The organism is Pedobacter sandarakinus (assembly GCF_026240095.1).
Taxonomy (GTDB): Bacteria; Bacteroidota; Bacteroidia; order Sphingobacteriales; family Sphingobacteriaceae; genus Pedobacter; species Pedobacter sandarakinus.
Map to the genome: position 1 here is coordinate 164558 of NZ_JAPIVG010000006.1, position 14335 is coordinate 178892.

The window sequence follows — 14335 nt, forward strand, 5'->3', positions numbered from 1 at the left end:
GCAGTTAGGCCTGAAGGCTGTTAAATTTTTCGCCAGGCGCTATTCGCATTTTAGGCAAGCTTTGCGGATAATTATTTTGAATGAAAGTAATCATAGCTTCCCGCACGTGGCAGCGCAAATCGAAGGCTTTAGAAGAATTACTGGCGCTCATTAAAAACCTAATTTCGATTGATCCGTCCTTGTTGGTATCGGTAACTTGTACCACATTTACCCGTTCATCCCAAAGGGGATCATTTTGCAACAAGCGTGTTAGCTCTTGCCTTAGCGGTTCTATAGGGATTGTATAATCCATATAAAGAAAAACTGTACCCAACAGCTCAGCCGAAACCCTGGTCCAGTTTTGAAACGGTTTCTCTATAAAATAGGTAATTGGCAATATCAGCCGCCTTTGGTCCCAAATACTAACCACTACATAAGTGAGTGTAATTTCTTCCACTCTTCCCCATTCCCCTTCTACGATAATAACATCATCAATTCGAATGGGCTGAGTAAATGCAATTTGAAAGCCAGCCAGGAGATTTCCCAGTGATTTTTGAGCCGCGAAACCAATGATGATACCCCCAATACCTACCCCGGTTAACAGACCAGCACCAATTTTTCGCATGCTTTCGAAACTTAACAAAATAATTGCGGCAGTAATAAGTACAATTAGAGAGACCACAAATTTCCTTACAAACTGCAGTTGGGTTCTAATCTTTCGTTCCTTTAGGTTGTTTTCTTTATTGAGATCGTATTTAAGATAGAAGAAATCTTCTAAAACGTTTATTAACCTGATTAGGATAAGGGCAAAAGTAGCGGTGAGCGCTATTTCAACACCTTTTTCTAATGGCAATCTTACCGAGGCAGACATCACCATCAGCGATAATGAAAAATTAAAAAATAGCAGCGGAATAAATATCCCAACAGGAACTCTTAGGTGTTTGATGGTTGATTTGATGACCACAAAATTCCACCAGCGGGAAAGCAATAGGAAGGTTTTATGAATTACAAACTTGATAAAAATACCAAATATAACAGCAACGAAGCCGATGATTAGATTTTTAACAAATAAAGGTATGGGGTAACCGAAGATATGGTCGAGGTATTGCATAAACTGAAATTTGTTGGTTAACCAGGTAATTTACCCAGCTTAGTTAACTAACAACCAGCTTTAGCGATTGTTTTCTAAAAACAATTTGCCGTAGAGTAGTGCCAATGTCAAACAAGAAATGCCCTCAACCGACATACAAATCTACGGCGAATGCTTAAATCTTTGCTATAAAATCCCTTATAGCAACCCCAGGATGCTCAGTTTTCATAAAATTTTCACCAATTAAAAACCCATCAAATCCCGATACTTTTAGTGCTTTAATGGTTTGAGGTGCGCTGATTGCACTCTCCGAAATCTTAAGAAATTGATTCGGGATCTGGTCTACCAAATCATATGAAGTTTGAATATTAACAGTGAAGTCTGCCAGGTTTCGATTGTTCACGCCAATGGCATCTAAGTCTGGGCAGATACTTCTCTCCAATTCCTGCTGGTCATGCACCTCCAATAGTACATTTAAACCAAGGTTTTTTGCAAATTTGGCGAAATCGCTAATTTGCTTTGGTGTTAATATTGCGGCGATTAATAAGATAATGTCTGCGCCCCAGGCTTTGGCTTCCAAAATCTGGTATTCGTCTATCATAAAATCTTTACGCAACAACGGAATATCGTTCGCAGCCCTGGCAGCGAGCAAATCATCGGTTTTGCCGCCAAAAAAATCGACATCAGTAAGTACCGAAATAGCAGATGCACCTGCCTGATTGTATGCATAGGTAACTTCAGCTACATCTGCGATGCCGTTAATCAAACCTTTAGACGGCGATCTTCGTTTAAATTCGGCAATTATTCCCGTCCGATCTTTGGCCAATAGAAATTCCTTAAACGAATATGGTGTTCTTTTAAAATAAACTGCTTTTTCTAAATCTGCTATAGAAATTAATTGCTTGGCATTTGCAACCTCCTCTTTTTTACGCCCCACTATTTTGTCTAAAATAGTGCCTTCACCTGCTACAGTAGCGTTTGAAAATCCATCGCTCATATCTTGATATCGTTTCTATTAAATTTTAAATTAAGTTTTCTTTCGAATGCTGTTGGTTTTAGGTGTTATCCCCACTAGGCTGTCAACCAATTTTCCATCATTTGCTTACCAAATTCGGTAAGTACACTTTCTGGATGAAATTGTACACCACGAACATCTAATGTATCGTGTCTCAAAGCCATAATTTCACTCTTGTGGTCCTGTGCAGTAATTTTCAAACAAGATGGAAAATTCTCTTTGCTTACTACCCAACTGTGGTATCGCCCAACATTTATAGTTTGCGGACACTCCCAAAATAACGGCTCATTTCCATCTACAACTGTTACTGGTGTCGCAATACCATGCATTGGCCTTCCCAAATTTAACAAGGTTCCACCAAAAGCCTCTGCAATGGCCTGTTGGCCTAAACAAACGCCAAATATACTTTTTGTAGGTGCGTAGGTTTTAATCACGTCTAATAGCAAACCAGCTTCTTCTGGTATACCTGGGCCAGGTGACAGCAAAATTTTGTCATATAGGGCAACATCTGCAAGTTCGAACTTATCGTTTCTCCAAACAACGGCCTCGTAGCCCACTTCATTTATTAAATGAACCAAATTGTAGGTAAAACTATCATAGTTGTCAATAACCAGAACCGTTTTTTTATCTCTGTTTTCCATTATAAATCTTCTAAATACCTTCTGCCATTTGCAATGCCTTACGTAGCGCAGCAATCTTATTATTCACTTCTTGCATTTCTGTCTCAGGTACCGAATCGGCAACTATTCCAGCCCCCGCCCTATAATGCAGCTCATTGTTTTTACTCATAAAAGTTCTAATCATAATGGCGTGATTAAAATCTTCGTTGAAGCCCATAAATCCAATTGCGCCAGCGTAGAAATTCCGCCCTAACTTTTCGTTCTCATCAATAAGCTGCATGGCTTTATACTTTGGTGCCCCGCTTAATGTACCAGCGGGATAGGTATCGGCTACCACCTTAAAAGCGCTTACATCCTCTTGCAAATGCCCACTTACTTTGCTTACCAGGTGGATTAAATGAGAATAGTATTGCACCTCTTTGAAAGACTTTACTTCTACCCGATTACAATGCCTGCTTAAATCATTTCTTGCTAAATCTACCAACATTACATGCTCTGCACTTTCTTTCGGATCTTTCTCTAATTTCTGCGCCTGTTCTGCATCCTCCACATCGTTTCCACTTCGTTTAAAAGTGCCCGCAATTGGGAAAATGTTAGCCGTGTTATTCTTGATCGTAATTTGTGCCTCCGGCGATGAACCAAACAGCTTGAAATTACCATAATCAAAATAGAACAAATATGGAGATGGATTAATTGATCTTAAACAGCGATAAACATTAAACTCATCTCCAGAAAATGCTTGCTTGAAAGCCCTTGATGGCACAATCTGAAAAACATCACCACGATAGATATGTTTTTGCAGTTTCGAAACTAAATCCATAAAACCCTGGTCGGTTAAATTAGAACTCTCTTCACCGCGAAGCTGGAATTTATATTCTGGATAATTTTTATTCTGAATAAGATATTCCATCTTTTCCAAACCACCTTCCTCTTCCCCATCGAAACTATTCTTGAAGAGTGTTATTTCATTTTTGAAATGATCAATGGCAATTAAATAGCGGTATAAATGGTATTGCATTTCTGGAATTTCTTCTCCGGCAGGTGTTGCTGAAGTAAATTGAATATCTTCAAAATGCTGCACCGCATTCCATGTAAAGTATCCAAACAAGCCGCTAGAGATAAACTTAATTTCTGGAATCTCAGTTTCCTTAAACTGATCTTTAAAATCAGCAATTTCATCAATAAGGTTTTTGCTCTCCTTAATTTGCACAGTGCCATCGGGGAAATAAGTTTCTAATCGGCTTCCTTTCAAAATGATGCCTGCAACTGGTTCTGCACATACAAAACTCATTGCATTCTCGCGGCTATGATAATCGGAGCTTTCTAACAAAATGCTATTTGGGTAAATATCACGCAAACGCAAGTAAATACTCACAGGCGTGGTGGTATCGGCAAGCATTTTTTTGTAGGTAGTATTAATTCTAAACATGTTATTGATAAATGATTTGAGCTAAACGGCTTAAGGTTTGCATTTCGTATTCTTTAAAAATAAAAAACCCGGCGTGTGGTTCTACGCCGGGCTTTAAGGTTTATTTAAGGTTTAGGTTGTAAACTATATTTTTCACAGGCAGCCAGCGCAATCCTTTTTAGAATTACCTTGCCAAAGCCATGTATGTATATTGCTGATCATGAGCGACAAAAATATAAAGAATTTTGAAAAATGGAAATTATTGAATGTTTTTATTTATCATCTGCGTAAAGTAGAATATTCCTGCAACAAATAATACACCAAGGCAAGTTAAATTAGCCACCTTGTTCGGTTTTCTTTATCATATTCTTGCATTTGAAAAAACATCCAAATGAAACTTAGTACAAATATTATTAAGCCTGGTAAAAAAGTTCTAATCATAAATTTTGTAATTTAATTTTCAGGATAATTTTAAAAAAATACTCAAACTTCCCTGTCCAGGTTCTAAATTTTTTTTTTCGCCATTTTATTTTTTCTTAGTTGTAATTAATGCTCTATGCAAGAAATCATATTGAGATAATATGGTAACTATAACAGTTAAGATAGCGTAATTACCAATCATTATGTAGTGTGTAGCTAATTTTTTACCAAATGCTTTATCAATAGAAAAATCCAGGTTATGTTAAGAACAATAGACAGTACCATTAAGATTCTTGATACAATTGGGTTTCCATCATTAACAAACATTAAAATGCCGACACTTGAAATAAAAAGTGCTAAAATAAATAAATATAATACAGTTTTCATAATTTAATCTTGAAATATTCCACATGGCCTAGGCATAGAGCCTCCACTTGTACAAACCGCTGTTGCTGAAGCTAAAAACAGTGCTTTACAAGCTAGATTAAAACTACATCCAATGTCACAAACGAAATCAGCTTCGCATTTGGTCTTGGTATCTTGATACACTCTATTTATGCAATGATAACAAGACTCACTACCATTCCCACTAGGATCAACTAGCATCCACTTTTCTCTACTCCCAGAAAATCCCGAATTAATTTCATTTATCTTAATATTATTTACAAAGCCAATGAATTTTTTTTCCTTGTATTCTTCAATATTTATAATTGTCCCCAGATAATCTGATAAAATAATTTTATCAGATTGGCTAACTAAATCACGTTGGTGTTCTAATCCCATAGGCAAATAACTGTTTGACTTCTTGAAATGCATAATAAATAATGCCTTTTCTGTAGAATTCTTATAAAAAATTGAAATTATTTCTAACGTGTCAGTTTCATTTAACTTTTTCAAAGTTGCAGTACCTAAATCCAAACCAATAGTGGTTGTAAGGTACTTTTTTAAAGAACTGCTTTCTATAATTTTATTTAAATCTTTGATTTTAGCTTCACTCCTAAGCGTAAACTTTTCTTCTAGCAAACTACTTTCTTTGATGGTTTTCTTACAAGCATAAAAAACACTTGCTATTGTTAACAATCCAATAAATAAATATAAAACATTTTTGGGGTAGAGGATGAAATTAATTTTCTCTCTTTTCATAATTTAGTTTGATTAGTTATCCAAACTTAAACCGGAAATAGGTACCCCACAAACCATATATGGTTTAAATTAACCACATAAGGTTTAACTCAAGCCACAACATTGTATAATAAAAAAAGAAAAATTATTTACTTTAGCAATTCCCTTTCATCCCAAGAATTTTAAATTACTAAATATAATGGATGAAAGTCATTTTATAAAAATTGCTGAACGCATTAAAGAAATCAGGTTCAAAAAAGGCTATAGCCAGGAGTATATGGCTAATGAATTGGGTATATCGCAGAATATATACTCAAGAAACGAACGTGATGTAAAGAAAATGTCACTAGGCAGGCTTTGTAAAATTGCGGCCATTTTAGATACAACAGCCGCAAATCTGCTGACTAATTAAGACATCCCAAAGAAACTTCTTCCCGGAACATCTTTAACCATTAATAAAATCGCAACAATAATTATAATTAGCGCCAGCCCAAAGAATACGGATATGGCACGGTGTTTCGAAACTGCATCAACGGCCTTCTTAGATTTGGCGTTGCCAATGGTAATTAAGATAATTGCAACGATCATCATACTAATGTGTTCCATTTTAAAATAGCGAACTGCTGGTGCGCCAGCACTGCTAAGTTTATACCATCCTTCAATAAAATACAATACTAAACCAATCAATAACTGGATGTGTGCACTGATTAACGCGAACACGTTTAACTTTCTATCACCCTCTGTATACGTTTTTGTACCAAACCAACCCGACAATGCCTTTACAACAGCTATAATTAGCAATAAAAAAACAACATAGCGCCATCCAGAGTGGGCACTCTTTAATATATCATTCATAATTTTAATTTCTTTAGCTCAAAAATAGGGATTAATTGTAAAAAATAGGATATTAAGCACAACTGACGCTAATTTATATTAGTTTTAAACAAAATAAACCCCTAACTTATTATGAAGAAAATTATACTCGCCATTGCGCTGGTATTTTCTATTGCATTAGTATTTGCACAGCAAACTACTTTCCCGGTAAATGGTTCTTACGACACCCGACCAGGAATGTTTGCCTTTACAAATGCTACAATTGTAGTAAACGCCAACCAAACCCTTAAAAACGCAACACTTTTGATTAAAGGCCAAACGATACAAGGTGTTGGCACCGGACTGGCCGTACCTAAGGGTTACGTTGTGGTAGATTTGAAAGGTAAATTCATTTATCCATCGTTGGTTGATGCCTTCACAAGCTATGGTATTCCCGAAACACCGACAGCCACTCGTGGTTTTGGTGGTCAACGCCAATCTATTTTCGTCTCTACCAAGAAAGGTGCGTATGGCTGGAATGAGGCCATTAGACCAGAAACATTCGTAAAAAATATTTTTTCTGCCGACAGCAAAAAAGCGGATGATTTACGCAAGGTTGGCTTTGGAAGTGTGAACGTAATTAATCGCGATGGTATTGCCCGTGGTGTTTCGGCAGCAGTAACCCTAAACGACGGAGGTGATAACAACATCATTCTCAAAGACCAGACCGCTGCAAACTATTCCTTCAACAAAGGAACATCAGCTAACGATTATCCTACATCGTTAATGGGATCGATTGCATTGTTGCGTCAAACCTATTTCGACGCACAATGGTATATTAAGCAAAAAGATGAATATAATATCTCTTTGGATGAATTTGGCAAACAACAAAATATCCCTCAAATTTTCGAGGTTGATGGGTGGGCAAATGTGCTACGGGCCGATAAAATTGGCAAAGAGTTTGGCAAACAATATATCATCAAATCTGGTGGTGATGAATACCAGCGCATTAATGAAGTGAAGGCAACAGGTGCAAGCTTGATCATCCCTTTATCTTTCCCTAAAGCTTATGATGTAGAAGACCCGGCCGAAGCCAGAAATGTTACTTTAGCCCAAATGAAAGGTTGGGAACTAGCGCCAACAAATCCTGCTGCATTAGAGAAAGCCGGGATAAAATTTGCGCTGACCGCTTTTGGCTTAGAGAACAGTCGCGATTTTTGGACTAACATCCGCACTGCGATTGATAATGGCTTAACTGAAAAACAAGCATTAGCATCTATAACCACTATCCCTGCCGAATTGCTGGGTATCAATGATAAAGTAGGCTCAATTGAAAAAGGCAAGGTGGCGAATTTTCTAATTTCCGCTGATAATCTGTTTAAAAATGGCAATATCATTTTTGAAAACTGGGTACAGGGTAAGCGCTTTATCGTAAATAAAATGGACGTGAGCGATGTGCGTGGAAATTACAATTTAAATGTTGATGGTGTTGGCGCCTTGATTTTAAAAATCACAGGAACCGGCGGCGGGTCTACAGCAGCTATAGAGCGTATTGGCGCCGATAGTGTAAAAACATCGGCAACCTTTACCAGAAACGGAGATTGGGTAAGCATCAATTTTAATCTAAAGAAAAACCCAAAAGGCGATGTTAGGTTAAGTGGATACATCACCTCTTCAAATCCATTAACAATTAAGGGCGAATCGGCATTGGCAGATGGTAGTAACGGCAAATTCACAGCCACCTACAAAGAGGCGAGCAAAGAGATGCCAAAAAGAGAAGAGCCAAAACCGAGCCTGGTAATGGAGCCTATTATCTTCCCGTTTACAGCATTTGGCTCAACAGAGTTGCCGAAAGCAGAAACGGTGTTGCTTAGAAATGGTACTGTTTGGACTAACGAAAAAGATGGAATTCTGCAAAATGCAGACGTGCTTTTAGAGAACGGAAAAATTAAGGCTGTAGGTAAAAATCTCGCTGCTGGGAATGCAAAAGTTATCGATGCTACGGGCAAACATATCACTGCAGGAATTATTGATGAGCATTCGCACATAGCAGGTAGTGGAGGCATTAATGAGGGTGCGCAGTCTGTTTCAGCCGAAGTTCGTGTTGCAGATATTATAAACTCTGAAGATGTAAACATTTACCGCCAACTTGCTGGCGGAGTTACAACGTCTCATATCTTACACGGCTCTGCAAACCCAGTTGGTGGTCAGTCGCAATTAATTAAACTGCGTTGGGGCAAATCGCCGGAGGCACTAAAATTTGCAGGCGCTGATGGATTCATCAAATTTGCATTAGGAGAAAACGTGAAGCAAAGTAACTTCGGTACCGGAGCCCGTTTCCCGGTAACACGCATGGGGGTTGAGCAAACTTTCGTGGATGAATTTACACGTGCCAAAGAATACGAAAAAGCAATGAAAGTAAAGGGTAGCAACACCCGCAGAGATTTAGAACTCGATGCAATTGTAGAAATATTAAACAACAAACGCTTTATTACTTGCCACTCTTATGTGCAAAGCGAAATCAACATGCTTATTCATGTTGCAGATAGTTTAGGCTTCAAAATTAATACGTTTACACATATTTTAGAGGGTTATAAAGTGGCTGATAAAATGAAAGCTCATGGTATTGCAGGTTCTACATTTTCAGATTGGTGGGCTTACAAGAATGAAGTAGCAGAGGCCATTCCTTATAATGGAAAAATTATGCACAACGTAGGCGTAACTACAGCCTTTAACTCGGATGATGCTGAAATGGCAAGACACCTGAACCAAGAGGCTGGAAAATCAGTACTGTATGGAAATGTGCCAGAAGAAGATGCTTTAAAATTTGTGACTTTAAACCCGGCAATAATGCTGCATATTGATGATAAAGTAGGCAGTTTAAAACCAGGTAAAGATGCGGATGTGGTTGTTTGGTCGGCAAACCCACTTTCTATTTATGCAAAAGCCGAAAAAACTTTTGTTGATGGAATAGCTTACTGGGACTTAGAAAAAGATGCCCAAATGATTAAAGCCCAACAGGCAGAAAAAGCCCGTTTGATCCAAAAAATGTTAGAAAGCAAAAGTAAAGGCGGGCGTACCCAACGACCAGTTGGCGATGCACCGCGTTTGTATAACTGCGAAACTTTAGAAAATTATTCTGCTGAATTAACCGAAAACGAACATGCACACTAAGATGAAACAGTATTTAATGAGTCTGGCTTTTTCGGCAACAAGCCTGATTTGTTTTGCGCAAGCAAACATTTCGCCAGCAAAGAAACAAAGCAGAACTATTGCTATTACAGGTGCAACGGTACATGTTGGTAATGGAACCGTTATCGAAAATGGAACCATTTTGTTTGGCAATGGCAAGATTATTTCTGTAATGGCAAATGGCCAGGTGCCGCAAGACGATGTACAGCGCATTGCTGCTAATGGAAAACACATTTATCCAGGTTTAATTGCAGCAACCACCACCTTAGGTTTAACGGAGATTGAGGCTGTAAAGGCAACCTTAGATTTCGAAGAAATTGGCGATTTCAATGCGCACATCAGAGCTCTTGTTGCTTACAATACCGATTCGAAGGTGCCAGCCACACTACGTAGCAATGGTATTTTAATGGCACAGCCAACACCCCAAGGCGGAACCATTCATGGAAGTTCATCAGTAGTACAACTTGACGCCTGGAATTGGGAAGATGCAGCCATTAAAACTGACGATGCTATGCACATGACCTGGCCAGTAACACCCCGCTTTCGTGGCGGCTTTGGAGGTTTCGGCAGGGCACAAGTTTCGCCAGAAATGCTGGCTGAACGTACCCAGGCTGCTATTGCGCAATTAACTTCCTTTTTTGCAGAGGCAAAAGCTTATGCTGAAGTAGATAAACCTGAAGTAATTAACACCCGTTTCGAGGCGATGAAGAAAGTGTTTTCAGGAGCTGAGAAATTGTTTATTGCTGCCGAAACGCAAAAGGATATTGTAGCGGCGGTTAATTTCGCAAAGAAATTTGGCGTTACCCCTGTTATAACCGGAGCAGATGAGGCTTACCTGGTTGTTGACTTTTTGAAAGAAAACAATATCAGTTTGGTGGTTAAACAGCCGCATGCATTGCCAAATAATAATGATGATGATGTAAACATGCCCTACAAAAATGCCGCTGTTTTAGCAAATGCTGGATTGAATGTAGTTCTAAGCATCGACGGATACTGGCAACAGCGTAACCTTCCATTTATGGCAGGTACGGTTACTGCCTGGGGTTTAGATAAGGAAAAAGCACTATCAACCATCACCTTAAACGCAGCGAAAGTTATGGGCATTGATAAAACTACCGGCAGTATAGAAGTGGGTAAAGATGCAACTTTCTTCATCTCTGCAGGCGACGCTTTAGACATGAGAACCAATAAAGTTGAACAAGCATTTATTCAAGGCAGGGATATCAATCTCGATAACCTGCATAAACAGTTGGATAAAAAATTCAGCGACAAGTACCAGGCGGATAAAAAGTAAGTAAGCAAAACCTGAACAAAAGCGATCAATATTAATTTATTGGTCGCTTTTTTTAGTTAGGCTACACCAATTTCTTTACATTTTTTAAATCATTTCATCATGTAAAAATTATATCCCCTTAACATGCTAAAGTGAATTTTGCGTCATAAAAATCAAAACCAATTATGATTAGAAATTTACTTATTGCGATAATGCTCTTAGTGTATGGCAGCATTAATATCACTCATGCACAAACTACTCAGGCTTCTATCTCTGGTATTGTGTCAGATCAACAGAAGAAGCCTATTCCTGGTGTATCGGTTCAAATTAAAAATAATGCAACTGGGTTTACCACCAGAACTTCTACAAATGCCCAAGGGGAATATACTTTTAAAGAACTCCCACTTGGGGGGCCTTATACGGTAACAGCAGTTTATGTAGGTTTCGGCGAACAAAACCGAACCGGCTACATACTGAATCAAGGCGATGCCGTAAGGGTTGCTATCACTATGCAGGAGGCTTCACAAAACCTTGAAGCAGTTCAAGTGGTAGCTTCAGGTTTAAAAAACAAAGTTAAGAACTTTGGCGCTTCGACTGAGATTTCCGCTAAAACCATGACACAACTCCCTGTAAATGGAAGAAACTTCTCTAACCTGATGGATTTATCGCCACTTACGCGTGGAGGCGGAATTTCTGGTCAGCTTGGCTCATCAACCAATTATACCATAGATGGAATGGGTGCTAAAAACCCAACTTCAGCAGGCGCTACAACCAGCAGAAGCGGTGCGCCGTATTCAATTTCAATGGAGGCAGTAAGAGAGTTTAAAGTAATCACCAATCAATACGATGTTACTTACGGCAGAGCAGGTGGTGGTACTGTAAGTGCCGTAACGAAATCAGGAACCAATACTTTAAGCGGAAGTGCTTTCATGTATGGAAGGGCAGACTGGTTAGCTTCACGTTATGATATCAGAGGTGTAAAAAGGGATAACGATTTCTCAACTTACCAATATGGCTTTACTTTAGGCGGACCCATCATTAAAGATAAATTACATTATTTTGTAGGCTGGGATCATCAGCGGGATGCACGCCCTTTAATTATCGCTGATATAAATGGCGCTACCGATGAAGCTAGGTTCCGAATTACCAATAATACGTTGCAACAATTTGTAGATATCGCCAGAACTAAATATGGTGTGGGCAACACGCCACAATATGGTACATTCGATAAAAAGCGTGGTTCTGATGCTGCCTTTGCTCGTTTAGATTGGCAAATTAACGATCGTAACTTACTTACGATTCGCGATAACTACACTAACGATAGAAACCCACTGGGTTTGGCCGACAACACCGCTATCAATTTTTTCGAAAGTTACGGAAATGATAAAAATGTCGATAATAATTTATTGGCAACATTGCGGTCTACCATCACCAGTAAAATCACCAATGAGTTAAAACTTCAGCATTTATATACTTACCAAGCCAGCACCCAAAATGAACAGCTAACAGGTGCCATCCCAAGAGCAGTTGTAAATAATATTGTATCTACTTTAACGGATGGTTCCACTGCTGCAACGGCTATTCAAATTGGCGGGCACCGTTTTGGTCAGGAGGGATTTACGAATAATGTTGTGCAACTGGTAGATAATCTGTACTACAATACAGATAAAGTTAAGTACACTTTCGGTATTGATTTACAGTACACCAATGCCAAATCTTTATATGGTAGTGAAGTTAACGGTCGCTTTGAGTACACTAGTGCAGGTACTACAACTGCCTTGCAAAATTTCAACAACTTGGTTCCAAACCGTTACTATCGTGAAGTTCCACTAATTTCCGATCCAAGTGTAAAAGCTGCTATTTGGAATACAGCAATATACGGACAAATGCAGACCAAGCTGGCCAAAGGTTTAGATTTTATAGGCGGCTTACGTTTAGATTACAGCTCATATCCAAAATCGCCTCTAAACCAACAACTGTTTGATGCAATTGGCGTGAGAACAGATCATGAGTTGAAACAATTTTTAATTCAGCCAAGGATCCAATTCGACTGGGACATCAATGAAAACCGAACCGATTTTGTTCGCCTCGGGGCAGGGATTTTCGGATCGGATGTAAACAACTATGTTACCATCAACAACCTTACTTTCGATGGAAAGCATCTGGCTACTGTTGATGTTTTTGGTGCAAATGTACCAACGCCAGATTTTATTGGCTACAGAAACGGAACGGTACTGGCGCCAAATCTGGCATCGCAACAGGTGCCAACCATTAACACATATGCAGAAGATGCGAAGATTCCTGTGGTATATAAAGCAAATCTATCCTATAGTAAATTAATAACAGATAAATTCAAAGTAGGTATAACTGGGTATGCAACTTTCGGACGGAACAATTACATGTACGTAGATCGCAATATGGCTGCAAATCCGTTTTTTACCTTGCCAAACGAAGCTAATCGTGGTGTTTTCGTACCTACTACAAGTATTACGGCAAATAACGGCGTGGCTGATTGGAAAGGCGGTAGGTTGACAAACCAATTTGGGAGGGTATTGGAATTGAATAGCCAGGGCAAGGTAAACCAGTTTGCAGTGGTGCTTGATGCAACCTGGAACTATTTTAAAGACGGCGAAATAACGGCAAGCTTCACCTATAACGATTCAAAAGATAATACTTCCTTTAACGGAAACGTGGCTAACTCTGCTACGCTATCGCTTCCTGTTAAAGATGATCCAAGGGATTTAAGCAAAATGTCATATTCAGATAACCAGTTCCATAACAAGGTAGTGATTTATGGAACGCTACCAACATTCTATGGGATAACTGTTGGGGTGCGCTACTCGGGTATTGGCGGCACACGGTATAGCTTGCTTGCAGGTGGCAATATCAATGGAGACTTTGTTGCCACCAACGATTTAGCTTATGTGTTTGATAGAAACAATCAAAGCGTTCCGGCAGCTATTCGTAATGGTATCCAGACCATTCTAGATAACCCATTGGCCAGCCAAAGTTTAAAAAACTACATTACGAAATATTCAGGCCAAATAGCAGAAAGAAATGGAGGGGTAAACGATTTCTTTGGTATTGTAGACCTAAGGATTAGCAAAAAATTCAAACTTTATAAAAACCATAATTTCGAATTATCTGGCGATGTGTTTAACCTAGGCAATTTGCTCAACAAAAAATGGGGCGTAAATGAGACGCTGGGTAACCAGGCGTTATATGCGGTAACTGCATTTGATGCCACCAACAGGGCCTACACTTACCGGGTAAATAATGCAGGCGTGGTAACTCCGTCTGGAAATCCATGGCAGATGCAGATTGGGTTAAGATATGGGTTTTAGTCATAGAAACATACGGCGTATCTTTCTAAAAAGTCATAAAAAAAGGGAATGGATTTTTA

The 14335-nt window shown here is 38.9% G+C and carries 10 protein-coding genes; 4 read left to right on the top strand and 6 right to left on the bottom strand.

The genetic code is table 11. The features are described 5' to 3' along the window. Positions 1–4 precede the first annotated feature (4 nt). The 5 genes from OQ268_RS16215 to OQ268_RS16235 form a co-directional block, all read right to left on the bottom strand. A complete protein-coding gene (locus OQ268_RS16215; RefSeq protein WP_265857665.1) occupies positions 5–1090 on the bottom strand; it encodes a mechanosensitive ion channel family protein in 1086 nt (361 codons plus the stop codon). Positions 1091–1244: 154 nt separating this feature from the next. Beyond that, positions 1245–2066 (bottom strand): indole-3-glycerol phosphate synthase TrpC, encoded by an 822-nt coding sequence (gene trpC, locus OQ268_RS16220; RefSeq protein ID WP_265857667.1) that lies wholly within the window; start codon positions 2064–2066, stop codon positions 1245–1247. 74 nt (positions 2067–2140) lie between these two features. Beyond that, positions 2141–2725: an anthranilate synthase component II gene (locus tag OQ268_RS16225; protein ID WP_265857669.1), complete on the bottom strand. Its 585-nt coding sequence runs from the start codon at positions 2723–2725 to the stop codon at positions 2141–2143. 10 nt (positions 2726–2735) lie between these two features. Continuing rightward, the gene (locus OQ268_RS16230) at positions 2736–4133 is read right to left on the bottom strand and encodes an anthranilate synthase component I family protein (RefSeq protein WP_265857671.1); all 1398 of its coding nucleotides are present in this window, start codon (positions 4131–4133) and stop codon (positions 2736–2738) included. Positions 4134–4922: 789 nt separating this feature from the next. After that, on the bottom strand, positions 4923–5675 hold the full coding sequence (locus tag OQ268_RS16235) for a hypothetical protein (RefSeq protein WP_265857673.1): 753 nt from the start codon (positions 5673–5675) through the stop codon (positions 4923–4925). 178 nt (positions 5676–5853) lie between these two features. Here OQ268_RS16235 and OQ268_RS16240 point away from each other — a divergent pair, with 178 nt between their 5' ends. Further along, on the top strand, positions 5854–6066 hold the full coding sequence (locus OQ268_RS16240; RefSeq protein ID WP_265857675.1) for a helix-turn-helix domain-containing protein: 213 nt from the start codon (positions 5854–5856) through the stop codon (positions 6064–6066). On the opposite strand, the gene OQ268_RS16245 is transcribed toward OQ268_RS16240, so the two are convergent. Beyond that, entirely contained in the window at positions 6063–6509 is a 447-nt protein-coding gene (locus OQ268_RS16245; RefSeq protein WP_265857676.1) for a cytochrome B, read from the bottom strand. The genes OQ268_RS16240 and OQ268_RS16245 overlap by 4 nt on opposite strands. Before the next feature lie 111 nt (positions 6510–6620). Here OQ268_RS16245 and OQ268_RS16250 point away from each other — a divergent pair, with 111 nt between their 5' ends. From OQ268_RS16250 to OQ268_RS16260, 3 genes are all read left to right on the top strand, one after another. Beyond that, positions 6621–9641, top strand: a complete 3021-nt coding sequence (locus OQ268_RS16250; RefSeq protein ID WP_265857679.1) for an amidohydrolase family protein — start codon at positions 6621–6623, stop codon at positions 9639–9641. Between the two features lies 1 nt (position 9642). Further along, on the top strand, positions 9643–10953 hold the full coding sequence (locus OQ268_RS16255; protein ID WP_265857681.1) for an amidohydrolase family protein: 1311 nt from the start codon (positions 9643–9645) through the stop codon (positions 10951–10953). Positions 10954–11117: 164 nt separating this feature from the next. Then, positions 11118–14276 (top strand): TonB-dependent receptor, encoded by a 3159-nt coding sequence (locus OQ268_RS16260; RefSeq protein WP_265857683.1) that lies wholly within the window; start codon positions 11118–11120, stop codon positions 14274–14276. Positions 14277–14335 lie beyond the last annotated feature (59 nt).